Here is a 24,692-nt window from a genome sequence, read left to right on the forward strand (position 1 = left end):
AGAGTTCAAGTTATGAAGAGGTGAGGGCGGCAAAATGCCCGGCCTTTCGAGGAGGCGCCGCGTGCGAGCCGTCGGCGCCTCCCGCCATGAAGGCCTCAGGCGTCGGCCGGCGGGCGAACCGGCTCGCGGCGCATCGCCCAGAGGGTCGGGCCGCCGCCCGGGAGTTGGACCTCGCCCAGCACAGTGAAGCCGAAGTGCTCGTAGAAGGGGAGGTTGGACGGCTTGGAGGATTCCAGGTAGACCGGCAGGCCGGCCGCGTCGGCCTTGGCGAGGCCCGAGCGGAGGAGGGCGGCTCCGTGGCCCCGGCCCTGGGCGGCCGGATCCGCGCCGACCACGGCCAGATACCAGTGCGGCTCCTGGGGCCCCTCCCCGGCGGCCGCCTCCACGGCCTGCCGGAACAGCGGAGCCCGGTCGCCCAGGATCTCCGCGAGCTCCTGGATGGTCTCGGCGTCGGGAACGGCCTTGTCCTGCGCGCCCGGCGGAACCCAGAAGGCGGCTGCCGCGTTGGTGTACTCACAGACGCCGTGGTGCACGTACTGCCGGGTGAAGATCGTGCTGAAGTACCGGGCCAGCCCCGCTTCGCGCGCGGCCTCGTCCGGGAAGAACCAGCGCATCATCGGGTCGTCGTCGAACGCGAGGGCCAGGGTGCCGCCGATCAGTGACGCGTCGTCAATCGTCGCCGTTTTAGGCGTGTTTGTTATCGACATACGGGTCATTCTGCACCTGATGATCTTCAGCGCCGGAGTCGGGGTCGAGGTCGGGGTCGGGTTCGTCGCCGGGGCCGCCGGGTTCAGCGTTGCTGACCTGCTTGCCGACGATGTCGCCCGCGGCCCCGGCGTTCAGCGTGACCGCGACCGCGAATCCTCGCCCGGGTGATCCCGTCCGCGTTCGGTGTACCGGACCCGGTGCCGGACCACGTGCCGACCCACGACTCCGGCAAGGACCCGGCGGTCGACGCCACGGAGGACGACGGCGTGGGCGTGGACGGCGAGGGCGAGGTAGCGGAAGATCTGCCTCCGCGGCCGTCGTCGCCGTTCGGCAGCACGATCGCGAGCGTGACGGCCGCCGGGAGCCCCGCCCGGGCCCGCTCGCCGAGGGTGCCGGGGCGAACGGCGGCGGCGGGGGAATCGGCGCGGTGCCGGTCCCCGGCGGGGCTCCGGCCGGCGGCTGCGATGCGGTCAGCAGCCGCCGGAGTTCGGCCTCCCGGCGGCCGGCCTCCGCGACCAGGGCCGGCGGCGCCGCAGCGTTCCAGTCCCCTCCTCCGCCGCGCCGAGCCGTGCCCGTACGTCCTCGGCCGTCGGCCGCGCGGCCGGGGCCTTGGCCAGGCATTCCCGTACCAACGCGAGGAGCGGTTCCGGTACACCCTCCAGCACGGGCTCGTCGTGCACGATCCGGTGGAGGAGAGCGGGCAGCGACAGCTCCTCGCCGCCCGTCAGGAAGGGACTGCGGCCGGTCGCCGCGTAGACGAGGACCGCGGCCAGCGAGAACACGTCGGCCGCCGACTGCGCCACGGCTCGCCGATCGCCTGCTCCGGCGCGAGGAAGCCGGGCGTACCGATGACCGCGCCCGTCTGCGTATGCCGAGGGTCGCGTACGGCTCGGGCGATGCCGAAGTCGATGAGGAAGGGCCGCTCGGGACCGAGCAGCACGTTCGCCGGCTTGATGTCGCGGTGCACGACGCCCGCCGCCCGTACGGTGACCAGCGCGGCCGACAGCTCCCGGGCCAGGCACCGCAGGGCCGGTTCCGGCAGTGGCCCGTATTGGCGCACCCAGTCGCCGAGCGACGGCGCGGCGATGCACTCCGTCGCCAGCCACTGCGGCAGCATCCCCGGCGGGCTGAGGTCCACCACCGAGACCGTCCACGGGCTGCGTACGCGGTCGTTGGTGCGTATCTCCCGCGCGAACCGTTCGGCGAAGTCCGGCTCCAGGCTCAGCTCCCGGTGCACGGTCTTGAGGGCCGGCGGCCGGCCGGACGGCGTCCGGGCCAGGAACACCTCGCCCATTCCGCCCTCGCCGAGCCGCGCCAGCAGGCGGTACCCGCCGATCTCCGGCAGGTCACCAGGCCGCAGAGACTCCACCGTCCCCCACGAACGTTGTGCCGGTCCGTGGCGAACGGACCGCCCGGTGGGCCAACTTATCGGACGAGTCCGAGGCGCGAGCGGTGTCCGGTCGGCCCGGCGGCCGCCGGACACCGCTCGCGGGATCAGGAGATGGTGATGAACTTCGCGATGCTCGGGACGCCTTGGGCATCGAGGGCGAAGAGCATGTAGTTGCCCGGCAGGACCACGCCGGTGTCGGCCGGTACGGACACCGTGTACGCGCCGGTTCCCGTGGCCTTGGAGACGAGGGGGACGCGCCGCTGGTCGTTGTCCGTGGAGTGGGTCGCGGCTGCGGCGCGCATCAGGACGAAGGACCCCACCGGGGCCTGGGTGCTCACCGTCAGCGACGCGCCGGGGGCCGCCCGAGACGGTACGCCTGCCGTGATGGTGGGACGCGGCTTCGGCGATCCGTCCGAGTTCAGCAGGTACGGCGGTGTGAAGACGGCTCCGTCGGCATGGTTGGTCGCGCAGTCACCGCACAGGCCACCGCCGCCCGAGAAGATCCGCCCGTCGGGCAGCAGGTTGGCCACGCTGTGGTAGTTGCGCGGGATGGCCATGGTGGCGAGCGGGGTGAAGCGGCCGGTCGCCGGATCCCACAGCTCGGGCGCCAGCACCGACGTCGCGTCGCTGAAGGGCACCGGATAGGCCTGTCCGCCGAAGACGGCCACCTTGCCGTCGGGCAGGACGACGCTGTTGCTGAAGGCGCGGGCGTGCTCCATGTCCCCGGTACGGGCTGCCTGCACCTCCTGGCCCCCCGAGACGTTCACGGTGTAGGCGCGCCGGGTGGCCGGGGTCTTCTCGTAGGCGGGCGAGCCGCCGAGGGTGAGCAGTTTGCCGATGTCGTACGCGACGGCGTTGCCGGTCATGGCGTCCTGGCTGTCGGCCCGGGTACCGGCGGCCGTGATGCTGCCCTGGCCGCTGGTGGAGATCCAGTTCATCTGCTTGCTGGGGCCCAGCTGCAGTACCTTGCCGCCCGAAGTGGCGTACAGCCACATGTGGTTGTCGGCCCGGTAGGGTCCGGCCGGGTCGGCGGTCAGCGCCGGGACGGCCGAGACCCCGGGGAGCTTTCGCCACGTACGGGTGTCCGGAGACCAGGCCTCACCGGCCTTGTCGGTGTTCACGGTTCCGCTCCAGGAGCCGCCCAGGACGAAGGCCTCGCCGGTGGAGAGCAGGGTCATGGCCTGGTAGCCGCGGGCGATGTTCATACTGGTGGTGGCGGACCAGTCGTCGGTGGCCGGGTCGTAGATGCTCGCCTTCTCGGCGTTGCTCCCGCCGGTGACGAGCACGCGGCCGTCGGCCAGCATCGCTATGCCGGGACAGAACATGTCGTGGCCGGTGTTGTCGATGCGGCGCTGCGTGACCTTACCCGTCTTGAGGTCCAGGATCGCGGTCTGGGTGTAGCCGTTGCTGCCGCCGAAGCGGTCGGCCGCGTACGCGGACCAGGCGAGCAGCTTGTCGCCGGGCAGGGCGGCGGTGGCGACGGGTACCAGGGGGAAGCCGGTGATCCGGTCCCAGGAGCCGTGGACGGCCGGGCCGGCCGGTCCGCTGAGGCGTATCTCCCCGGCCGAGGTCCACGGGCCGCGGGCGCCGGCCTCGGTGGTCACGGTCAGCCGTATGTAGCGCGCCGTCTCGGTACGGATGAAGGTGGCGGTCTTGACGGTGTCGTCGTCGCGCCAGGTGCCGGCGGCGACCGGCGTGCCGAAGGCCGTGCCGTCGGTGCTGGTGGTGATGGTGTAGGCGCCGGCCCGGCCGTTGGCCCAGTCCGGACGGGGATGGTAGACGAGGGCGGAGACGGCCGTCGTGCGGTGCATGTCGATGGTGATGCTGTGCGGCAGGGGGGCGGGGGTGGCCGACCACTTGCTGTGCCAGATGGTGCCTGCGTTGCCGTCGAGCACGTTGGCCGCACGGCCGTCCTCGCCGCCGGTCTCCTCGTCACTCGCCGTGGCCGTCCAGCCGGTGCGGGGGAGGTCGACGGTGGCGGCGGGCGTGCCGGGGTCGCCGAGCAGGTTGATCTCGGCGGCGGAGGTCCAGGGGCCGCGGCCGCCGGCCTCGGTGAGCGCGGTCAGCCGTACGAACCGGGCCCCTTGCGGGGCGAACCCGAGCGTCTTGGCGCTGCCGTCGTCCGCGAGCGTGCCCGTGGCGACGGGGCTCGCCGCCGCCCAGTTCTGTCCGTCCGTGCTGACGCTGATGCTGTACTCGCCGACGCGGCCGTTGGCTCCGTCTGCGCGGGGGAGGTAGACGAGTGCGGAGACGACGGCGGTGCGGTGCATGTCGATGGTGATGGCATGGGGCAGGGGGGCGGGGGTGCCCGCCCACTTGCTGTGCCAGATGGTGCCGGTGTTGCCGTCGAGCACGTTGGCCGCACGGCCGTTCTCGCCGCTGGTCTCCTCGTCACCGGCGGTTGCCGTCCAGCCGGTCCGGTCGAGCACCGGAGCCGTGGGTTCCATGGCGTTCGCGGGCGCGATGCCGTGGTGCGGTGACTGCTGCGCGGTCTGCTGGTCGAACGGTACGGGCGCGGGCCGCGGCCCGGGCCCCCGCCCGGCCGCCGCCGGACCGCCGACCCCGAGCCACGGCATCAGACCGATCAGCAGCGATCCGAGGCCGAAGGCGATGAGCAGGTGGGAGCGGCGTAACACGCGGGAAAAGGCGAGGAAGCGTCGCCTGTGCTGCAATCTGACCTCCTGGGGTGAACTGGCGCATACCCCACAGAACATAGGCCAGAAGGGTGATAACTCACCGCAAAATAGGGAGAGTTGGCGCGAAGCCGCATACGCGGCGACCCTCCGCGCCACCCCTTCTCCAAGTTTTTCAAAGTGGCACCCATCCATGGGCGCCGGCGCTCCGAAGTAGCAGCGAGACCCTCTCCGGGAGCTCGCTTCACCACCGTACGATCTGCGGTTCCCTCTCCCGGGAGCCGCGGAACAGGAGCGAATGTGATAGCCAAGCGCACTGGTCGCCTCGTGGTGCTCGCCGCCGGGCCCGCCGCCGTGTTCCTGACCCTCGGGCTCTCCGGCCCGGCTCTCGCCGCGGAGGGCGGGAAGGCGTACCAGATCGACCTCGCGCAGCTCAACGACTCAGGATCCCGGGGTACCGCCATGCTGAGCATCAAGGGCAACCAGCTGACCGTGCAGATCGAGTCCGAGGGCATGGTGCCCGGACAGCCCTCGGCCCAGCACCTGCACGGCTCGACCAAGGGGCACGACTTCCAGTGCCCGGACGCCAGTGACGACACCGACCACGACGGAGTCCTCAGCAACACCGAGGCCACCGTCGACTACGGCGACATCAACATCTCGCTCACCACCTCCGGGGACACCAAGGCGGCCAGCGGTCTCGCCGTGGACCGGATGCCCGTCGCCGACAAGCAGGGCAAGGTCTCGTACAAGCGGACGATCACGGTCGCGCAGGACGTGGTCGACCACATCAAGGACCTGCACATCGTGCAGCACGGTATCGACCGCAACCACAACGGCACGTACGACGTCCAAGGGGCCGGCAAGAGCGAGCTCGACCCGAAGCTGCCCCAGGAGGCGACGGCTCCGACCAACTGCGGAATGGTCATGGGCGCGTCAGTGGGCTCCCTTCCGGTCGGCGGCATCGAGACCGGCGGCGGTATCGATACGGGCGGCGGCGCGCCGGAGAGCGCGGCGATGCCGGCCGGGGCGGCCCTCGCCGGATCCGCGGCGGTGGCCGGCGTGGTGTTCCTCGCACGGCGGCGCACCGCGTCTGCCCCGATCCGTACGGAAACCAAGGGTGCCGCCGCATGAATGCCGGCCGGACCTCCGCGGGGACCGCGCGCCGCGCCCTGGCCGCCGCCGCCCTGACCCTCGCCACGCTCCTCCTCGCGGGGTGCGGGGGCCAGGGCACGGCGGCGCCCCCCGCGCCGGCGCACAACGACGCGGGAGTCGTTCCCGCCCCGGCGGCATCCGCGAGCGGCCACCAAACGCCGCCGAAGGGCGGGGCGCAGGCCCAGCCCGCCCTGGCCCGCTCGGAACCGCAGAAGATCGCCATCCCGTCCCTCGGCCTCTCCAGCACCCTGGAGACGCTGCGCCAGAACACCGACGGCACGATGCAGACCCCGAAGAACCCCGGCCTCGCGGGCTGGTACGAGCCTGGCCCCACACCCGGCTCCCAGGGCCCGGCCGTGATCGCCGGCCATGTCACATGGAACGGAGCGGCGGCCGTGTTCGAAAAGCTGAAGACGATGAAGGCCGGTGACACCATCCAGGTGACCAGGCAGGACGCCAAGACGGCCACGTTCACGGTGGAACGCGTCGCCGAGTACCCGAAGGCCGAGTTCCCCACCCTCGAGGTCTACAAGAACCTCGACTACGCGGGCCTCCGCCTGATCACCTGCGGCGGCGACTTCGACCCGAAGAAGCACTACTACGACAGCAACGTGGTCGTCTTCGCCCGCATGACGAGCACCACGTAGGCACCACACAGGCACCACACGGGCACCTGGCACGCGCATCCGCTCTCAGGTCGTACGCCGCGAAGGACGGCACGCCCCGTGTCGTCCCGATCGGCTCTTCCGGAACGGCTCCGAAATCGTCATGTGCACCCCGAATGGCCCCATGGGCCGTGCTCGCGCACCCTGGAGGGGTGAAGACCGAAGGGCCCGCCACGGCCCGCGGTGCTGTCGCGGGATTCCTGGAGAATCCCGTCATCGGCATGGCGCCGTGGATCATCTTCTCGCTCGTGGTCGGGCCGGGCAGGTTCGAGATCGCGGTGGTACTCGCCCTCGCGACGACGATCGTTCTGGTCGCGGCCGGACGGATCATCAACAGGGGCAGTTCGTGGAAGCTCCTGGAAATCGCCGACCTGGTCTTCTTCACGATCCTCGCCGTCGTCGGCATCCTCGCGAGCGACGACACCCGCCGATGGCTGGAGACGTACGCCGGCGAGGTGTCCAACATCGCCCTCGTCGTGATCGCGTTCGGCTCCATGGCGGTCCGCATGCCGTTCACCCTCCAGTACGCGCGGGAGCGGGTCGATCCGGCGTACTGGCACAAGCCCACGTTCCTTCGGACCAACTACCTCATCACCGGGGTGTGGGGGCTGGCGTTCCTGGTGGCCGCCGTCGCGGGCGCGTACGGGGACCTGGTGCTGCACAATCCGAACAACATCTGGACCGGATGGATCATCCAGATCCTGGCCATCGTGGCGGCCGTGCGCTTCACCGCCTGGTACCCGGACGTCGCACGCGCCCGGGCCCTGCGCGAGGCGGGCCAGCCAGGCCCGGAGCCACCGCACCTCGCCGGGATGTTCGTACCCCTGGCCGGACTGCTGGTGCCGATCGGGATTGCCGTCCTGATCTTCGACGGAAACATGTGGTGGCTCGGCGTGGCGCTGATCGTCGGTGGAGGCGTGCTCACGAAGCGCTTGACGGCGACCGCACATCACTGACCCCCGGGCGCGGACACGGACACGTCAGATGTAGGCGATCAGCGCGTACCTCTCGTCGGTAACCGGTACGCCCCACAACTCGGGGTAACCACCGAGCGGTACGACGTGCAGGCGTGCAGCAAGGGGACGGACCGCGGCAGCGAGGCCCGCGGCAGTGACGCCGCCGTCCCACGGCGCCCGCCGCACGCGGGGCGGGGGGCGCGGGGCGCGGGGCAGGGGGCGGAAGATGACTGGATCGCCGGGGTGCGGTACGAAGTCCCTCGTGAACGATCAGATCCAGCCCCCGTCCGCCGCCGCGACCGTCCGCGTGTTCGTCGCCCTCGCCCCGCCCGACGACGCCAAGGAGGAACTGGCACGGGAGCTGCGGCCCTCCTACCGCGCCTACCCGGGCATGCGGTGGAACCGCATCGAGGACTGGCACATCACGCTGGCCTTCCTCGGCGAACTCCCCGTCGCCACGGTCCCGCTCCTGCAGCCGCCGCTCGCCGCCCTCGCGGCAGCGCACCGGCCCCTTGAACTGGCACTGCGCGGCAGCGGACACTTCGACCAGCGGGTCCTCTGGAGCGGTATCGACGGGGAGATCGAAGGGCTGCACCTGCTCACTTCCCAGGTCCGTACCGCCGTCAAGGAATGCGGCATCGTCTTCGAAGACCGGCCGCTGCGCCCGCACTTGACGCTGGCCCGCTCCCGCCGCAGCGACCCGTCCAGCACCTTGGAAGTCGCGGCCACGCTCACCGAGTTCACCGGCCGCACCTGGCCGGCCGAACGCCTGCACCTGGTCGGCAGCAACATAGGCCGCGGCCCCGGCCCGATCCACTACCGCGACATCCGGTCCTGGGAATTCACCGGCCGGAACTGATCCCCGGACAAGGGCGGTACGCCGAACGCCCCGCATGGAGTACTCCCCCGCCCGCCAATCCGGAAAATAACTCATGCGTATAAACTCGGACGATTTTACTCAACCGAGATCCTTGAAGGCGTGTCCGATGGCAGCAACTTCGCGCCGGTCGGACAAAACTGGTCCGCCATCGAGAGCCAAAACGCAATGTCACCGACACAGAACCTCACTCGGGGCTGTTTCAGCAACACAATGCGGAGGTATCACGATTGAGCTACATCAGGACGGACAACCGAAAACGCTCCACCGACCTGTTGACGACCCGCCGTATCGCGACAGTGCTCACGTTCTCCGTCATAATCTCCCTGGCCAGCTTCACCGGCCCCGCCGCCGAGGCCCAGGCGGCCTCGCCCTACGGCGCCAAGGCCGTCGTGATCGCCGCGTCCAAGCGGGGTGCGCCGTACGTGTACGGAGCGTCGGGGCCGGGGGAATTCGATTGCTCGGGCCTCACGCTCTACGCCTTCCGAAAGGCCGGCCGGGTGCTTCCCCGCACCGCCGACGAACAGTACGAACACACTCGCCACATCGGGCGCGTTCAGCGTGCACCGGGCGATCTCGTGTTCTTCCCCGCAGGCGCGACCATAGGGCACGTGGGTATCTACGCCGGTCACGACAAGATCTGGCACGCCCCGAGGCCGGGCACGCGCGTACGGCTCGAACGCATCTGGAGCGGAAACGTCCGCTACACCCGCGCCACCTGAGCGGCAGCGACTAATCCCAGGCCGCTCCGAAACGCGCGAGACAGTGCCACACCCGCTTGATCGCCTGCGGATCGTGGTCACCCGCCCGAGCGGCATCTCCGAGGATGCGGGGATCAAGGAAGCCGTCCACCGCGATCCGGGTGCCCAGATCGACGTACTCCTGGCCCCGGTAGTCGGGATGGACGCGGAGTTCGTCGACCGTGAGCCGGAAGCCGACGTGCCACTCCAAGGGGCAGGCAAGACGCCGGGCGCCCTCCTCCACGGCCGTGCCCCGGAAACAGGGGTCCAGGACCAGCGCCTCCACATCGCGGTCCAGCCGGACCGGCCCGTGCACCTGCGCCTCGACGTAGTCGTCGAGTGCGTCCTGCTTGTCGGCCCGGGCGAGCTCGATCAGCCGCATGCGGTCGGCGACGCCGAAGTCAGACGGTTCGAGGAAGCTGTCCGGGTAGCAGAACGTGGTCCGTATCAGCGTTTCGGAAGTGAGCCGGAAGTGAGCGGAACCGAAACGCGGCGCTGCGCCGACCGCCTTGTCGCGGAAGTTCAATGCCCCGTAGGCGGGCCGCTCATGAGCGGGTTCCGCATCGTAGGCTCCGTTGAAGATCCTGCTCTCCCAGCGCCATCGGTCTCCGCCGGGGTAGGCCGTCAGGCCGCCGTTGCTCGTTCCGGTGACGAACTGCGAGCGGTAGACCTCGTCGTCGGCCAGGGCGTCCAGCACCGCGCGACCGCGTGCCACACGGTCGGGGTGGAAGTTGAGGGTCACCCGCAGCGCCGGGTCGACCGGAGGGCCCGACGACAACCCTGCGACATGGCGAAGGGCCCGGTCCTGCGGCGTCTGGATGGCTTCGAAACTCATTCGGACAGTGTTTCCCGAACCGATCACCTGGTGCGCGTCGTTTCCCCCGCCGGGGGCTGGCAGTAGCGCCCCGCCCCCCGCCCCTAGACTCGCGTCGTCCTCGATCAGGAAGGCACACGATGACCGGCTCATCCGCCCCCACGCACTACTCATCCTTGTGGAGCGGCGACACCCGCCGCACTCCGCCCTTCGTGGGCAGCGAACGGGAGACGCTGGAAGCCACCCTGGACTGGTACCGCGAGACCTTCGATCTCAAGTGCGCCGGTCTGCCCCAGGAGCAACTGTCCGCGAAGGCCGTGCCGCCGTCCACGCTGTCCCTGCACGGACTGGTACGGCACCTGGCCGGTGTCGAGCGCTGGTGGTTCCGGATCCAGTTCGCCGGCGAGGACGTACCGATGCTCCACTACTCCGACGACGACCCCGACCAGGACTTCGAGAGCCTGGACGGTGACGCCGCCGAAGCCTTCGCCGTCTGGCGTGCGGAGTGCGAGCGGTCCCGGCAGATCACGGCCGCCGCGGCGTCGCTGGACGACACGGGGATCCGCAAGGCCACCGGCGAGCCGATCTCACTGCGCCGGATCATGGTGGACATGATCGCGGAGTACGCCCGCCACAACGGGCACGCGGACCTGCTGCGCGAATGCATCGACGGCGCCACGGGGAGGTGACCTGGCCGGCCGGCACCTCCCGTCAGGTGCGGTGAGCGGGCCGACCGAGGGCGTTGAACACGGCCACGGGGTCGAGGTAGTCGCGCCAGTGCGTGATCTTGCGGTCCTTGATCGTGACCACGGAGACGAAGTGGTTGTCGTAGGCACGCCCGGTGCCGACCGCTCGGCCGTGGACCGCGTACTCCAGGACGACGACCGAGGCCTCGCGGTCCCGGTGGACGGCCAGTTCGTCGGAGCGGTGCAGGACGATCGATTCCCCGTAGCCGCGGTAGAGGTCCGCGACGGCTTCCCGGCCCTCGACGCGCCGAGGGTATCCGGGGACGGAGACGACGTACTCGAAGACGGCGTCCTCGGCCAGCGTCTCGAAGAAGTCCTCTCCGTCGACGAGGCCGCTCAGGCCCTCCTCGACGATCCGGAAGAACGGGGCGAGCGCCTCGTAACCCGGTCGGGCGCCGGTCACGAGGTCACCGCCGGGAGGGCCCAGGCGTGGGCGTTGCGGCGTGCGAAGTCCGCGAAGCCGGTCGGCGGGGCTCCCGTGACCTTGAGGACGTCGTCGTTGGGGCGCGAGCCGTGGCCGGAGGCGATCGTCCCCGTCAGCCAGCGGAGCATGACGGCGTAGTCGGCGGGGACTACGCCGGCCGCCACGGCGCCGCCGATCCACGAGCCGCTGTCGATGTCGACGTGCCTGACCGGTCGGCCGGCGACGCGCGCGACGGCGGCGGCGACCTCGGCCACCGTGAGCGCTTCGGGGCCGGTGGGCTCGTACGTCGCGCCCGCGTGGGCTTCGGGGTCGATCAGCGTCTCGGCGGCGACCGCGGCGACGTCCGCGGCGTCGACGAACGCCTCCGCGCCGCCCGCCGTCGGCACCGTGATCGCGCCGTCCATGACGGGCAGGTGCTCGTCGGCGAAGTTCTGCATGACCCACGCGGGCCGGATGACCGAGGACGTGAAGGCCTGGCGGCTCATGACGTCGAGTTCGACGGCCCGGATGTCGACTTCCGGCGGGGCCTGCTCGGCGCCGTACGCGCTGAGGTACGTGACGTGACGTACCCCCGCCAATTCGGCGCGATCCAGGAAGCCGGACACCAGCGGGGCGTACGCGACCCGCAGGACGGGCGTGACGAGGTAGATCCGGTCGACTCCGGCGAGGGCGGGGCCGTGCGTGGCGGTGTCGTCCCAATCGAACGGCACGTCGGCGCCGCGGCGCGCAGCCGTTCGCGCGTGACGGTCCCGTTCGGCGAGCTTCCTCGCGAGGAGCGAGCCGGTCCGGCCCGTACCGCCCAGTACCAGCGTGGTCTGCCGTGAGATGTTGGTCATGACTCCCACGATCCGATCAAGGAGGGAGGGAATCAATGCGCACATCGCGCGTTTTCTTTGTGCCAGACGCTCATTTTCTTGACCGAGGAGTCAGTATCGGCTGACACTCGTCCTATGGACCTCCTACAGGATCACCTGACGAGGGCGCGTGCTTCCGGCGGTGTCTTCGCCCGGACGGTGGCCGAGCCCCCGTGGGGGCTGCGGCTGTCGGGCACGATCCAGCTGGCGCTGCACGCCGTCGTCCAGGGGCGCGCGTGGCTCTGGCTCGACGATCCGCAGGATGCTCTCGAACTGGCCCCCGGCGAGCTGGCACTGGTACGGGGCGGGATCGATCACCACATCGCACATGAGCCCGGGGCGGCGTGCCTGGAGCCGGAAGAGTTCAAAGCACGGCACGCCGACGGGGAGCACTCCGATGACCGGCAGGCGCAGCGGAGCACCGTGTTCCTGTGCGGCGCCTATCAGTTCTCCGGTGACGTCGGGGAAGGCCTGCTCGGGGCGTTGCCCCAGGTCCTGCCGCTGTCTGCGGCCGTCGGCGATCCCCTGCACGATGCCATCGGCATGGTGTCGCGGGAGCTGGCCGCCGCGGAGCCCGGCCAGCAGACCGTACTCGACCGGCTCCTCGACGTCCTGCTGGTCCTCGCGATCCGTACGAGCTTCAGGACGAGCGGCAGCGCGCCCCGCTGGTTCCGGGCTTCGTCCGATCCCCGGCTGGGCGCGGCGCTGCAGGCCATGCACGACGATGCGACCCGCCCGTGGACGGTGCCCGAACTGGCGGCGCTCAGCGGACTGTCGAGGGCGGCGTTCGCGCGGAGCTTCCAGCGCGCACTCGGCCAGGCCCCGATGCAGTACTTGACCGACTGGCGCATGACGCTCGCGCGTGACTACCTGCGCGCCGGTCAGCCGACGCTCGCGGAGGTCGCCGAACGCACCGGCTACGGCTCCCCGTACGCCTTCGCGGCGGCTTTCCGCCGCCACCACGGGCAGCCGCCCGGGGTGTGGCGACGGCAACAGGAGGAGCAGACCGCCCTGCTGGGCGCCGGCCCGGGACCGGGCGGCGACGGCGTCCACTTCGTCTGAGAACCGGAGGCCGGGGTGAGGTGCCGCTCGGGCTGCCGGGCGAACCGTTCCCGGAGGGCCGCCAGGCCCGTCGCGTACGTGCCGTCGCCGATGACCTGCCAGACCTCGGCGGGAGCGGCCGGCACGACGGCGGTGCACAGGAGCGTACGGGTCACCATGCCCCGTCACCCCGCAGCGTGGCGTCGGCGCCGCCGTCGATGAAGACGACCTGACCGGTGACGTGGGTGTTCTCGGGCGAGGTCAGGAAGTCGAGGAGCGGGGCTATCTGTTCGGCGGCGGCGTGGCCGTGCAGGGGCATGGGGATGGCCGAGTCGAAGACCTCGCGTATGCCCGGGGTGGCGAGCATGGGCTCGGTCATGGGGGTGCGGACCGTGCCGGGGGCGATGGCGTTGAGCGGGATGCCGGCGCCCGCCCATTGCGCGGTGGCGGCGGTGCGGCGGACCCAGCGGGCGAGGGCGTTCTTGGACGAGCCGTATATGACGTGGCCCTCGCCGCGCCGCACGGCGGTCTCCGCGGCGGCGGTCGCGGCGGTCTCGTCGCCGGCGAGGGCCGCGTCGGCGATGGCCGGGTCGTGGGGGTGGATCGCGGTGACCGACGAGATGACGACGGCGCGCGGGTCGGTACCGGCGGCGAGCAGGGGGCGCAGCCCCTCCAAGGTGGCGACCGCGCCGAAGTAGTTGACCTTGACGGTCTGCGGGTCGAAGAGCTGCACGCCCGCAGAGGCGATCACGGCGTCGAGGCGGCCGCCGGTCAGCTCCCGCGCCCGGTCCACGAGCCGCGCACGCCCCTCGGGCGTGGACAGGTCCGCGTCGATGTCCGAGCCGGCGAGGTCGGCGCCGAGTACGGCGTGGCCATGGGCTCGGAGGCGGGCGGCGGTTGCTTCGCCGATACCGGAGGCGGCTCCGGTCACGAGGTAAGTGCGGGGCCGGGCAGGGGACATGCGCACGCTCCTTGACTCGTATCGCTCGTCGGTGATCTGCGATCTGCGATCCGGCGACGTGCGAGGGTTTGATCAACATACATTTATTGGCACGATGCGCCAAGTAGCGAGTTCGTGCCGCAGTGGGTGCCGCAGTTGGCTCCCGGCCCCCGGCCGGGCAGCATGGGCCCCTACGAAACGGACGCCTGTGACCAGGGATGCGGAGGGGGATACCGGGATGGCGACAGAACGAGGCCGGCCGCCTCTGACCGAGCGGCGGCGGCAGGAGACCCGCGTCGAGATCGCGGAGACGGCGGCGGCGCTCTTCGCCGAGCGCGGGTACGAGGCGACGACGGTCGAGGACATCACCGCGGCGGCCGGCGTCTCGCTGCGCACCTTCTACCGCTACTGCGCCTCGAAGGAGGACGCGCTCACCCCCCTCGTCACGTCCGGCGTCGGCCAGCTCGTCGACGCCCTGGCGGCCCAGCCGGCGGACGAGCCGTTGATCGCCGCCGTGGAGCGGGTGTTCACGACGCCGATGTCCGAGCGGCGCCTCGCGGACGCGGAGCCCGGCCGCGCCCTCGTCCGCCTCATGGGCGGTGTCCCCGCGCTCCGGTCGCGCTGGCTGGCGGCCGTACAGGAGATGCGGGACCGGCTGCTGCCGGTGCTCGCCGCCCGGACGGGCCGATCTGCCGACAGCCTGGAGGTACGGCTGCTGGCGGGCTCCGTGCTCGACGCGTTCACTGCGGCCGTGGAGCGCTGGGCCGGCCAGGACGAGCCCGAGGACCTTCTCGTCCTCACGCGCCGGGCGCTCACGTTCCTGCGGCTCGACGAGCTGTAGCGGGGCGGACCCAACTCTTCGCGCCCGGGCCGGGATTCGAACCCATGCCAGCGAGCGGTCTTCACGGCAGCCGTCCTACCTCGATGTCCGTTCGGGCCGCCGCCGTGCAGTACCGCACCGGCTCTCCCTCCGTGAGGCGGTACGGGGCCCGGGCGTCGAGCAGCAGGGGGACCAGGGCGCGCAGGGGTTGGCGCAGCGGGACGAACGCGCCCCCGTCGGAGCGTGTGACCCGTACGCCGTGGAGAGCGAGGCGGCCGCCGACTTCGGTGTACTGGGCGGGCGTGAGGCGGTAGCCGCAGGGTGGGTCGGTGAGGGTTTCACCTTCGGTCGGGGGTTGGTTGTCCGCACCGCCCAGAGCGATCGGGCCCTGGTCGCGGTAGCCGGTCAGGCGGGCCGATGCGGTCGTCGCCGCCAGCGTGCCCGCCCGCTGGGAGACGTACGCGAACAGTCCACGCAGGCCGGTGAGCTGGGAGTTCACACGGCGTCGGCGGTTGACGGCGGGGTCGGTCGTCTCCGCTGCGCCGGCCGCCTCGATGCGGCTTTCGATCAGCAGCGTGACGGCGTGTTTGATGCCCGCGGTATTGCGCAGGATGCGCTCCTGGCCGTCGCCCGCGGCCTGCTTGACGGGGGCGCCGGTCACGGGGTCGGTCCAGATGCCGTAGGTGCCGGTGGAGTACCCGGCGGCGTGCGCCGCTTTCCGTACGAACGCTCCGGACAGCGCGCGGGCCTGCGCGTACACGCCGGGGTCGGTGTTGAGGTTGCGCGGCCAGAGGTCGAAGAGGTCCTTGTCGTACGTCCTGGGCGTCGCCCGGTACTCGTGCAGGTCGTAGACGAGGTCCGGACGCCGGTCGCGCAGCACGGCCGCGACGGCCCGCGCCTCGGGCGAAGTCAGCGCGAGGTGATCGCGGTTGATGTCGATGCCGTCCGCGTTGCCCCGGGTGTCGGCAGCCCGCCCGTCCGGGTTGGCGGTCGGGACGACCAGGACCGTGGCGCGCTCCAGGAGGCGTCGGGTCCCCGGGTCGCGGGCGTACGCGAGCTCGCGGATGGTGGTCAGACATGCCTCGCGCCCGGCCGGCTCGTCGCCGTGCTGGCTGCACACCAGCAGGATGGTGACGGGTACGGGCACGGGTGCGGGTGCGGGGCGGGTGCTGCTTACGCTCACGAGCCACAGCGGGCGGCCGCGGGTGCTGGTGCCGATCCGCTGCCGCCGCAGAGCGGTCCGTTCGCCGCCCTGTTCAACGGCGTCGAGGAAGGCCCGCTCCTCGGACTCCGTGGTCCAGCGTGCCCCGTACGTGGCCTCGAACCCCGTACGGGGCACGCCGTCGGCCGCCCGGGCGGCGCCGGCCGTCAGGGGCGCGGCGAGGAGGACCCCGGCGGCTACGCCCACGGCCCGGACGAGACGGTGGAACGACATGGAAGGCTCCGGCGCGGTCGAAGGATGACGACGTGATGACAACCGCCCCGCAGCCCAAAAGGCACGCAGGAGGACACGCCGTGACCGTCGACGGCACGACCCGCCGACGATGCCTGCCGCCGGGGCCGAGGGGCTCCGGCGCCCTACTGTGCACAGTGCGGTCAACCAACCTGCGGCGAGCACGAGGAGCGAGGCTTGTCCGGAGCAGATGCCGAGGTGGCGGTGCTGATCGTCGGGGGCGGGCCGGTCGGGCTCACGGCCCGGGCGCTGCTGGCTCGCTGGGGCGTGTCGACGCTGCTCGTCGAGAAGCACGCCGAGCTGTCGCCGTTCCCGCGGTCCCGGCTGGTCAACGTGCGCTCGATGGAGATCTTTCGCCAACTCGGGCTGGCCGCCCGGGTCACGGCTGCCGCGTTCGCACCCCAGTACGGACGTGTCCGCTTCCGCGACACCCTCTACGACGAGGACTTCGCCACGGCGGCGATGGTCGGGCTCGACGCGCCGGTACCCGAAAGCCCCGTGACCGGCGTGCTCACCTCGCAGGACCGCCTCGAACCCACCCTCCTCGCCGCCGCCGACGGCGACGCACCCCTGCGGTTCGGGGTCGAGCTGATCGGCCTGGCCGAGGGACCCGACGGCGTCGTGGCCGTACTCCTGGACCGCCGAAGCGGAGAGGAGACACGCGTCCGCGCCCGCTACGTGATCGCCGCCGACGGCGCCAACTCCACCGTCCGGGAGCGCCTCGCCATCGGCACCACCGGCCCGGGCGCGATGGGCGACTTCACCACCGTCGTCTTCGACGCCGACCTGGGGCGGTGGAGCGCCCATCAGCCCGCCGGGGTCTACTTCACCGCTCACGGATCGTTCGGACCGGTCCACCCCGAAGGGGGCTGGCTCTGGTTCGGTCCCACACCCGGGGACGGCGCCCGCACCGACTGGTCCGGCCTCGTCTCGCGGGCTCTCGGCACCGGCGCCGACGTACGGGCCGACGTACGGCGGGTGCAGCACTGGGTGATGAACGCCTTCGTCGCCGAACGCTTCCGCCACGGCCGGATCCTGCTGGCCGGCGACGCCGCGCACGCGATCCCCCCGATCGGCGGCCTGGGCATGAACACCGGCATCGCCGACGTGCACAACCTGTGCTGGAAGCTGGCGGGCGTGCTCCGCGGGTGGGCCGGGCCCGGCCTCCTGGACACGTACGCGACGGAACGGGAGCCCGTCGCCCATCGGACGCTGCGCCAAGCAGTGGCCAACGCCCAGCTCATGGTCCAGGTACTGCAGCGGCGCCGCGACCAGCTCCGAGGCGGCGCACCGGTGCAGGACCGGATCGAACTGCCCTGGTCGGAGCGGTACTTCGCCCAGCTGGGCCTCGTACTCGGCACCGCCTACCGCTCCGCCGCCGTCCTCGACGGCGACGGCACCCGCCCCGAGCCGTCCGGCCGAGGCAGGGACACGGACACCGACACCGACACGGATACCGGTACCGACTATGTCCCCACCCCGGAGCCCGGCCATCGTCTGCCGCACCTCTGGCTCGCAGACGGCCGCTCCACACTCGATACCTGCGGCGAGTGGTTCACCCTGCTCACCCCGGACCCCGCCCACTGGGAACGCCAGGCCGCCACGCCGTGGCCGGTACGCATCGAGAGCCTGCCCGCGGAGCACGCCGACCGCTGCGGCCTCGGCCCGCACGGAGCACTGCTCATCCGCCCCGACGGCCACATCGGCGCCCGCTGGACCGACCCCTCACCGCGTGACTCCACCCTCCGCCACACCGTCACCACCATCACCGGCTCGGCACCCTCCTGACCGCCCCGCAGCCCTCCGAAAGCCATGATCAGCACGCCCGGCCGGACCGGTCCTTCTCCGCCACGGCCCAAGCCTTCAGCAAGAAAACTCTTGATGCCGCAGTAGAATGGCCGGTTGTTCGACGCCGGACCGGAACAACCCGGGCAGACCTGGGCTCCGCCGGCGACCCGGATGTCCCCCCGGGAGCGAGACGCGAGGGCCGATGGCAGCCACACATGAGCGCGGTGACCTGACCTTGCTCGACGACGGCGACCTGCACGAGGGGTCCGGCAAATCCGCCCGGTTCTCCGCCGGGCCCGCCGCCCCCACGCGTACCCTCGTCGACATCTTCGAGGCCTCCGTACGGGCGTACCCCGACGAGCTCGCCCTCGACGACGGCTCCGCCCAGCTGACCTACCGGGCGCTGGCCGTCGAGGTCGAACGCCGCCGGCGCGCCCTCGCCGCCGCCGGCGTGGGGCTCGGCGACCGGGTCGGCGTCCGCGTACCGTCCGGGACGAATGAACTGTATGTGGCCATTCTCGCCGTGCTCGCCGCAGGTGCCGCCTACGTCCCGGTCGATGCCGAGGACCCCGACGAGCGGGCCGAGCTGGTCTTCGGCGAGGCCGGCGTACGGGCCGTGCTGGGCGGCGGCCAGCGCGTCGACGTCACTGACCTGCCCGACGTTCCCGTGTCCGCCGCCCGCCCCGGGCCCGAGCACGACGCGTGGATCATCTTCACCTCCGGCTCCACCGGCAAGCCCAAGGGCGTCGCCGTCAGCCACCGCAGCGCCGCCGCGTTCGTGGACGCCGAGGCCGCGCTGTTCCTCACCGAAGAGCCCATCGGCCCCGGCGACCGGGTCATGGCCGGCCTGTCCGTCGCCTTCGACGCCTCCTGCGAGGAGATGTGGCTGGCCTGGCGCTACGGCGCCTGCCTCGTGCCCGTCCCCCGCTCCCAGGTCCGCAGCGGCGCCGACCTCGGCCCCTGGCTGGTGGAGCAGGAGATCACCGTGGTCTCCACGGTGCCGACCCTGGCCGCGCTCTGGGAGCCGGAGACCCTCGACGAGGTCCGGCTGCTGATCTTCGGCGGCGAGGCCTGCCCGCCCGAGCTGACCCAGCGCCTGGTCACCGAGGGCCGCGAGGTCTGGAACACGTACGGGCCCACCGAGGCCACCGTCGTCGCCTGCGCCTCTCTGCTGACGGGCGAGGAGCCGATCCGGATCGGCCTCCCGCTGAACGGCTGGGAGCTGGCGGTGGTCGACGAGTCCGGCGAGCCGGTGCCGATGGGTGGCAGCGGCCAGCTGGTGATCGGCGGGGTCGGCCTGGCCCGCTACCTCGACCCGGAAAAGGACGCCGAGAAGTACGCCCCGCTGGAATCCCTCGGCTGGGAGCGCGCCTACCGCAGCGGCGACCTGGTCCGCGCGGAACCGGAAGGCCTGATCTTCCTCGGCCGCGGCGACGAGCAGATCAAGCTCGGCGGCCGCCGGATCGAGCTGGGCGAGGTGGACGCGGCGCTCCAGGCCCTGCCCGGCGTCGCCGGCGCCGCCGCGGCCGTCCGTACGGCGCGCAGCGGCAACCAGCTGCTGGTCGGCTATCTGGTCGCCCAGGAGGGCTGGGACCACGCTGCGGCCGTCGAGCGGCTGCGCGCCGAGCTCCCCGCGGCCCTCGTGCCGCTGCTCGCGCCCGTCGACGAACTGCCGACCCGCACCTCCGGCAAGGTGGACCGGAACGCCCTGCCCTGGCCGCTGCCCGAGCTGGAGACCACCGGCCCCACCGAGCAGCTGTACGGCACCGAGGCCTGGCTCGCCGAGCAGTGGACCGAGACCCTCGGGGTGGCAGTCACCGGCGCCGCCGACGACTTCTTCGCGATCGGCGGCAACAGCCTCGCCGCCGCCCAGCTCACCACCCGTCTGCGCACCCGCTACCCGCGTGCGGCCGTCCTCGACATCTATCAGCAGCCCGTCCTGCGCAAGCTGGCCCGGCGGCTGGAGAAGTCCGTACGGGACGACGAGGCGGCCCGGGTCGTCGCGCCCGTTCCGCTGCGGGCCAAGGTGGTGCAGTCGCTCCTGCTGCTCCCGCTGTTCACCCTGGTGGGCTTGCGCTGGAGCGTGGCCCTGCTGGCGCTGGGCAACGCGCTGCACTGGTTCGGTGCCTATCCGTGGGCGCCGACCGCCTCGTGGTGGTTCGTCGTCCCCGGTGCGGCGCTGCTCTTCAGCCCGCCGGGCCGCCTCGCCATCGCGGCCGGCGGCGCGCGCCTGCTGCTGCGCGGCGTGAAGGCGGGGCGCTACCCGCGCGGCGGAAGCGTGCACCTGAGGCTGTGGACGGCCGAGCGGCTGGCCGAGTACGTGGGCGCGACCTCGCTCACCGGTTCCTGGCTGGAGCGGTACGCGCGGGCCCTCGGCGCCAAGGTCGGTCCCGAGGTGGACCTGCACTCGCTGCCTCCGGTGACGGGCATGCTCAAGCTGGGCCGCGGCTGCGCCGTGGAGTCCGAGGTGGACCTCTGCGGGCACTGGCTGGACGGCGACCGGCTGGTGATCGGCTCGGTCAAGGTCGGCGCGGGCGCGGTGGTCGGCACGCGCAGCATGCTCTTCCCCGGGGCGCGGGTCGCCAAGCGGGCCGAGGTGGCCCCCGGCTCCGCCGTGGTCGGTACGGTGACCACCGGGCAGCGCTGGGCCGGCGCGCCCGCCGTCAAGCTCGGCAAGGCCAAGCGCAACTGGCCCAAGCAGCGCCCGCCGCGCGGGCTCTTCTGGCGGGCCGCTTACGGGGCGGCCGGCATCGGCCTCAGCGCGCTGCCGGTGCTCGCCACCGTGCCCGCCCTGCTCGTGCTGAGCCGGTTCGTGCCCGCCGACGCCGGACTGGCCGAGGCCCTGCGCGGGGCCCTGATCGCCGTGGTGCCCGGGGCGCTCGCGTACGGGTTCACGTACGCGGCCCTGCTGCTGGTCTCCGTACGCCTGCTCAGCCTGGGCCTGCGCACCGGAACCCATCCGACGCACAGCCGGGTCGGCTGGCAGGCCTGGACGGTCACCCAGCTGATGGACCTGGCGCGGGAGACGCTCTTCCCGCTGTACGCCGGTCTGATCACCCCGGTGTGGCTGCGGCTGCTCGGCATGAAGATCGGCCGGGGCGCGGAGGTCTCCACCGTGCTCGCGCTGCCGAGCCTCACCACTGTCGGCGAGGGCGCGTTCCTCGCCGACGACACCCTGACCGCCCCGTACGAGCTGGGCGGCGGCTGGATGCACATCGGGCACTCCGAGATCGGCCGCCGGGCGTTCCTCGGCAACTCCGGCATGACCGCGCCCGGCCGCAGCGTGCCGGACGGCGGGCTGGTCGGCGTCCTCTCGGCGACCCCGAAGAAGGCCAAGAAGGGCAGCTCCTACCTGGGCCTGCCGCCGGTCCGGCTGCCCCGGTCCGCCGAGTCCTCCGACCAGAGCCGTACGTACGAGCCGCCCGCGCGGCTGCTGTGGGCGCGCGGTCTGGTGGAGCTGTGCCGGCTCCTGCCGGTGTTCTGCTCGGCCGCGCTGGCCGTACTGATGGTGGCAGCGCTGTGCGCGCTGGCCACGGTGAGCGGCGGCCCGGGGGTCTGGGGCACCGCGCTGCTGTCCGGGGTGGTCCTGCTCGCCGCCGGTGTGGCCGCGGGCGCGGTCTCGGTGGTCTCGAAGTGGCTGCTGGTGGGCCGGCACCGGGCGGGAGAGCACCCGCTGTGGAGCGGCTTCGTGTGGCGCAACGAGCTGGCCGACACCTTCGTCGAGGTACTGGCCGTGCCGTGGCTGGCCGGATCGGTGCCCGGTACCCCGCTGCTGAACCTGTGGCTGCGCGGACTGGGGGCCCGGATCGGTCGGGGCGTATGGTGCGAGAGCTACTGGCTGCCCGAATCGGACCTGGTGGAGCTGGGTGACGGGGTCACCGTGAACCGCGGGTGCGTGTTGCAGACTCACCTCTTCCACGACCGGATCTTGAGGACGGATACTGTGGTCCTCCACGAGGGCGCCACCCTGGGCCCGGGCGGCATCGTCCTGCCCGGAAGTTCGGTCGGGGCCCACAGCACACTGGGTCCCGCCTCTCTCGTGATGGCCGGGGAATCCGTCCCCGCCGACACCCGTTGGCTGGGCAACCCGATCGAGGCATGGCGGGCCTGACAAGGGCCCGGGCACAGCGCAGGGAGCGGAAGCGGTAATGAGCGGCCAGAGAACAGCGGCATCGGACCCGTACTTCCCCGACAACGGAGACTCCCGTTACCGCGTGCACCGGTACGAACTCGCTCTGGAGTACCGGCCCGGCCCCAACCGGCTGGCCGGTACCGCCCGGATCAGCGCGATCGCCGGGCGGGCGCCGCTCACCGAGTTCCACCTGAACCTGGCCGATTTCAAAATAGGCCGGGTCATGGTGAACGGCCGTGTCCCGCACTACACCCACCGGGGCGGCAGGCTCCGCATCCGCCCGGCCAAGCCGCTGTCCGCCGGCGCCGCCTTCACGGTGGAGGTGCACTGGGCGGGCAATCCCAAGCCGGTGCGCAGCCCCTGGGGCGGGCTCGGCTGGGAGGAGCTGACCGACGGCGCGCTGGTGGCCAGTCAGCCGGTCGGCGCACCCTCCTGGTACCCGTGCAACGACCGGCCCGCCGACAAGGCCTCGTACCAGATCTCGATCAACACCCCGTCCTCGTACACGGTGGTCGCGGGCGGGCGGCTGCTCACCCGGACGACCAGGGCGAGCACGACGACCTGGGTGTACGAGCAGCCCGCACCGACCTCCAGCTACCTGGTCGGCCTGTCCATCGGCGTGTACCAGACGGTGCTGCTCGGCGACCCCGGGCTCGGCGGCGTGCCGATGAGCGCCCACGTACCGGCGCACCTGCTGCCGCAGTTCTCCCGCGACTTCGCCCGGCAGCCGGCCATGATGCAGCTGTTCGAGGACCTGTTCGGGCCCTACCCCTTCGGGGAGTACGCGGTGGTCGTCGCCGACGAGGAACTGGACGTTCCGGTGGAGGCCCAGGGCCTCTCCCTGTTCGGCGCCAACCACGTCGACGGCGCCCGCGGGTCGGAGCGGCTCGTCGCCCACGAGCTCGCGCACCAGTGGTTCGGCAACAGCGTGACCATCACCGACTGGCGGCACATCTGGCTGAACGAGGGGTTCGCGAAGTACGCCGAATGGCTGTGGTCGGAGCGCTCCGGCGGCCGCACCGCGCACGAGCAGGCGGCCGCCGCGCACCGGCTGCTGGCCTCGCAGCCGCAGGACCTGCGGCTGGTCGACCCGGGCCGCAAGCTGATGTTCGACGACCGGCTGTACCAGCGCGGGGGGCTCGCGGTGCACGCGATCCGCTGCGCCCTGGGCGACGGCGCGTTCTTCCGCATGCTGCGCGACTGGACCACGGTGCACCGGCACGGCGTGGTGAGCACCGCCGCCTTCACCACGCACGTGGCCCGGTACGCGGCCGAGCCGGTGGACGAGGTGTTCTCGGCCTGGCTGTACGAGCCCTCCCTGCCACCGCTGCCGGTGCCCCCGCCCGTACGGCCGTCGGCTTCGACGCCCGCGAAGCCCGGGTACCCGCCCACGAACGGCCGGCCGAGCCGGGGCCGCACGTCTGCCTGAGGCCTGCCGGGCGGGGTCTGGCTCCGCCGGGCCCGGCCGGGGCCTCGGTCAGCCGCGCGTCTCGGCGGCGCCGAGCTCGTACGAGAGGTGCTGCGGGGCCAGCGCGGTCAGGAAGGCGTGCGCGTCGAAGATCTCGCCCGGCGCGGCGACGAGGCCGACCGTCTTGACCCGTCCCGCGAGGATCCGGCTGACCGCTTCGACGACGAGCGGCGCGGTGACGGCGTAGATGTCCTGCCCGCGGGCCACCGCACGGCGCCGGGTCGAGCCCGTGCGGACGGTGACGTCGACGAGGAAGGTCTGCGCCGACCGGCCCCGCTCGTCGACCGGCTCCGGCGCCACGGCGTCCGGGGCCAGCACGTCCTTGACCGCCTCGACCGTCATGAAGGTCCGGATGTCCGGGGCGGACAGGTGGTGTGCGATGGTCACGCTGTCCGTGGTGGTGAACTCGCCGATCACGGACTGGTCTCCGACCGGGGCGGGGAAGGACCACTGCCCGGTGGGTGCCGCGTCGGTGCGCAGCTCCAGCCGGCCGTTCGCGTAGACGAGCCGGCGGCCCTCGCGCCGGCGCCGCGAGACCTGACTCGACCCGCGGGTCCCGGCCGTGGGCTGCCAGCTGCTGAGGGCGAACGCGATGTCGATCTCGTCGGCCGCCGGGGCGTCGCCCAGAGCGGCGGTGGCGAGCAGGTCGCCGAGGCCCCCGTAGAACGCCATCGCGGGCATGACCACGATCCCGGCCTCGCGGGCCCGGTCCGCGAAATCGGCGAAGGTGTCGGCGACGGCCTCCACTTCGCCCGCGACGTCGAGGTAGGCGATCCGTGCGCGCAGGGCCGCCTCGATCACCGGCGCGGAGGTCTCGGCGAAGGGCCCGGCGCAGTTGATCACGGCGGCCGCTCCGGCCACTGCGCGGTCGAGCGCCTCCGGATCGCCGGCCGACGCCGGCCGGACGTCGAGTCCGGGGAATTCGGCGGCCAGTGCGCGGAGCTTGTCGCCGTCGCGCCCGGACAGGATCGGGGTCAGCCCCCGGTCCAGCAGTTCGGAGACGACGAAGCGTCCGGTGTGCCCGTACGCGCCGAAGACCGTTACCGCCGCCGCCACTCGATTCGATTCCATGAGGCTCCCCCGTTCGA

General features: G+C 72.1%; 22 protein-coding genes. 12 read left to right on the forward strand and 10 right to left on the reverse strand.

Annotation, left to right across the window (positions count from 1 at the left end; translation table 11 throughout):
- Nucleotides 1–95 precede the first annotated feature (95 nt).
- Nucleotides 96–716: a GNAT family N-acetyltransferase gene (locus ACIQU4_RS20125; protein WP_403732253.1), complete on the reverse strand. Its 621-nt coding sequence runs from the start codon at nucleotides 714–716 to the stop codon at nucleotides 96–98.
- A 10-nt stretch (nucleotides 717–726) separates the two neighbouring features.
- Here ACIQU4_RS20125 and ACIQU4_RS20130 point away from each other — a divergent pair, with 10 nt between their 5' ends.
- On the forward strand, nucleotides 727–876 hold the full coding sequence (locus tag ACIQU4_RS20130) for a hypothetical protein (RefSeq protein ID WP_403732255.1): 150 nt from the start codon (nucleotides 727–729) through the stop codon (nucleotides 874–876).
- Nucleotides 877–1,178: 302 nt separating this feature from the next.
- Here the strand turns inward: ACIQU4_RS20130 and ACIQU4_RS20135 are convergent, their stop codons facing one another.
- From ACIQU4_RS20135 to ACIQU4_RS20145, 3 genes are all read right to left on the reverse strand, one after another.
- On the reverse strand, nucleotides 1,179–1,511 hold the full coding sequence (locus ACIQU4_RS20135; protein WP_403732258.1) for a hypothetical protein: 333 nt from the start codon (nucleotides 1,509–1,511) through the stop codon (nucleotides 1,179–1,181).
- Complete coding sequence (locus ACIQU4_RS20140) at nucleotides 1,433–2,077, reverse strand: serine/threonine-protein kinase (protein ID WP_403732260.1); 645 nt, start codon at nucleotides 2,075–2,077, stop codon at nucleotides 1,433–1,435. The genes ACIQU4_RS20135 and ACIQU4_RS20140 overlap by 79 nt, the downstream gene beginning before the upstream one ends.
- Before the next feature lie 125 nt (nucleotides 2,078–2,202).
- Entirely contained in the window at nucleotides 2,203–4,734 is a 2,532-nt protein-coding gene (locus ACIQU4_RS20145; RefSeq protein WP_403732262.1) for a discoidin domain-containing protein, read from the reverse strand.
- Between the two features lie 297 nt (nucleotides 4,735–5,031).
- On the opposite strand from ACIQU4_RS20145, the gene ACIQU4_RS20150 reads away from it, so the two are divergent.
- The 5 genes from ACIQU4_RS20150 (at nucleotide 5,032) to ACIQU4_RS20170 (ending at nucleotide 9,106) form a co-directional block, all read left to right on the forward strand.
- Nucleotides 5,032–5,865 (forward strand): hypothetical protein, encoded by an 834-nt coding sequence (locus ACIQU4_RS20150; RefSeq protein WP_403732265.1) that lies wholly within the window; start codon nucleotides 5,032–5,034, stop codon nucleotides 5,863–5,865.
- A complete protein-coding gene (locus tag ACIQU4_RS20155; protein ID WP_403732268.1) occupies nucleotides 5,862–6,533 on the forward strand; it encodes a class F sortase in 672 nt (223 codons plus the stop codon). The genes ACIQU4_RS20150 and ACIQU4_RS20155 overlap by 4 nt, the downstream gene beginning before the upstream one ends.
- 170 nt (nucleotides 6,534–6,703) lie before the next feature.
- A complete protein-coding gene (locus ACIQU4_RS20160; protein WP_403732271.1) occupies nucleotides 6,704–7,507 on the forward strand; it encodes a hypothetical protein in 804 nt (267 codons plus the stop codon).
- A gap of 262 nt (nucleotides 7,508–7,769) precedes the next feature.
- Nucleotides 7,770–8,366: an RNA 2',3'-cyclic phosphodiesterase gene (gene thpR / locus ACIQU4_RS20165; protein ID WP_403732274.1), complete on the forward strand. Its 597-nt coding sequence runs from the start codon at nucleotides 7,770–7,772 to the stop codon at nucleotides 8,364–8,366.
- A 308-nt stretch (nucleotides 8,367–8,674) separates the two neighbouring features.
- Complete coding sequence (locus ACIQU4_RS20170) at nucleotides 8,675–9,106, forward strand: C40 family peptidase (protein ID WP_403733087.1); 432 nt, start codon at nucleotides 8,675–8,677, stop codon at nucleotides 9,104–9,106.
- A gap of 10 nt (nucleotides 9,107–9,116) precedes the next feature.
- Here the strand turns inward: ACIQU4_RS20170 and ACIQU4_RS20175 are convergent, their stop codons facing one another.
- Nucleotides 9,117–9,959: a DUF3626 domain-containing protein gene (locus tag ACIQU4_RS20175; protein WP_403733090.1), complete on the reverse strand. Its 843-nt coding sequence runs from the start codon at nucleotides 9,957–9,959 to the stop codon at nucleotides 9,117–9,119.
- A 119-nt stretch (nucleotides 9,960–10,078) separates the two neighbouring features.
- On the opposite strand from ACIQU4_RS20175, the gene ACIQU4_RS20180 reads away from it, so the two are divergent.
- Nucleotides 10,079–10,627, forward strand: a complete 549-nt coding sequence (locus ACIQU4_RS20180; RefSeq protein ID WP_403732277.1) for a DinB family protein — start codon at nucleotides 10,079–10,081, stop codon at nucleotides 10,625–10,627.
- Nucleotides 10,628–10,649: 22 nt separating this feature from the next.
- Here the strand turns inward: ACIQU4_RS20180 and ACIQU4_RS20185 are convergent, their stop codons facing one another.
- Together ACIQU4_RS20185 and ACIQU4_RS20190 are read right to left on the reverse strand one after the other, a co-directional pair.
- Nucleotides 10,650–11,087 carry a nuclear transport factor 2 family protein gene (locus tag ACIQU4_RS20185; RefSeq protein ID WP_403732280.1) on the reverse strand — a complete coding sequence of 146 codons (438 nt, stop codon included), beginning with the start codon at nucleotides 11,085–11,087 and terminating at the stop codon, nucleotides 10,650–10,652.
- A complete protein-coding gene (locus ACIQU4_RS20190; protein WP_403732283.1) occupies nucleotides 11,084–11,944 on the reverse strand; it encodes an NmrA family NAD(P)-binding protein in 861 nt (286 codons plus the stop codon). The genes ACIQU4_RS20185 and ACIQU4_RS20190 overlap by 4 nt, the downstream gene beginning before the upstream one ends.
- Nucleotides 11,945–12,058: 114 nt before the next feature.
- Here ACIQU4_RS20190 and ACIQU4_RS20195 point away from each other — a divergent pair, with 114 nt between their 5' ends.
- Nucleotides 12,059–13,024: an AraC family transcriptional regulator gene (locus ACIQU4_RS20195; RefSeq protein WP_403732286.1), complete on the forward strand. Its 966-nt coding sequence runs from the start codon at nucleotides 12,059–12,061 to the stop codon at nucleotides 13,022–13,024.
- A gap of 151 nt (nucleotides 13,025–13,175) precedes the next feature.
- Here the strand turns inward: ACIQU4_RS20195 and ACIQU4_RS20200 are convergent, their stop codons facing one another.
- Nucleotides 13,176–13,964: an SDR family oxidoreductase gene (locus ACIQU4_RS20200; protein ID WP_403732289.1), complete on the reverse strand. Its 789-nt coding sequence runs from the start codon at nucleotides 13,962–13,964 to the stop codon at nucleotides 13,176–13,178.
- Nucleotides 13,965–14,181: 217 nt separating this feature from the next.
- Between ACIQU4_RS20200 and ACIQU4_RS20205 the strand changes: the two genes are divergently transcribed.
- Entirely contained in the window at nucleotides 14,182–14,784 is a 603-nt protein-coding gene (locus ACIQU4_RS20205; protein WP_403732292.1) for a TetR/AcrR family transcriptional regulator, read from the forward strand.
- A gap of 61 nt (nucleotides 14,785–14,845) precedes the next feature.
- On the opposite strand, the gene ACIQU4_RS20210 is transcribed toward ACIQU4_RS20205, so the two are convergent.
- On the reverse strand, nucleotides 14,846–16,198 hold the full coding sequence (locus ACIQU4_RS20210) for a M14 family metallocarboxypeptidase (protein WP_403732294.1): 1,353 nt from the start codon (nucleotides 16,196–16,198) through the stop codon (nucleotides 14,846–14,848).
- A gap of 195 nt (nucleotides 16,199–16,393) precedes the next feature.
- On the opposite strand from ACIQU4_RS20210, the gene ACIQU4_RS20215 reads away from it, so the two are divergent.
- From ACIQU4_RS20215 to ACIQU4_RS20225, 3 genes are all read left to right on the forward strand, one after another.
- Nucleotides 16,394–18,004, forward strand: coding sequence for an FAD-dependent monooxygenase (locus tag ACIQU4_RS20215; RefSeq protein ID WP_403732297.1), 1,611 nt, complete (start codon nucleotides 16,394–16,396; stop codon nucleotides 18,002–18,004).
- Nucleotides 18,005–18,206: 202 nt separating this feature from the next.
- Nucleotides 18,207–22,115 (forward strand): Pls/PosA family non-ribosomal peptide synthetase, encoded by a 3,909-nt coding sequence (locus tag ACIQU4_RS20220; protein ID WP_403732300.1) that lies wholly within the window; start codon nucleotides 18,207–18,209, stop codon nucleotides 22,113–22,115.
- 37 nt (nucleotides 22,116–22,152) lie between these two features.
- Nucleotides 22,153–23,565 carry a M1 family metallopeptidase gene (locus ACIQU4_RS20225; protein ID WP_403732303.1) on the forward strand — a complete coding sequence of 471 codons (1,413 nt, stop codon included), beginning with the start codon at nucleotides 22,153–22,155 and terminating at the stop codon, nucleotides 23,563–23,565.
- Between the two features lie 48 nt (nucleotides 23,566–23,613).
- On the opposite strand, the gene ACIQU4_RS20230 is transcribed toward ACIQU4_RS20225, so the two are convergent.
- Nucleotides 23,614–24,675 (reverse strand): saccharopine dehydrogenase family protein, encoded by a 1,062-nt coding sequence (locus tag ACIQU4_RS20230; protein WP_403732306.1) that lies wholly within the window; start codon nucleotides 24,673–24,675, stop codon nucleotides 23,614–23,616.
- Nucleotides 24,676–24,692: the final 17 nt, after the last annotated feature.

The sequence above is a fragment of the Streptomyces sp. NPDC090741 genome (genome assembly GCF_044769045.1).
Classification (GTDB): Bacteria; Actinomycetota; Actinomycetes; order Streptomycetales; family Streptomycetaceae; genus Streptomyces.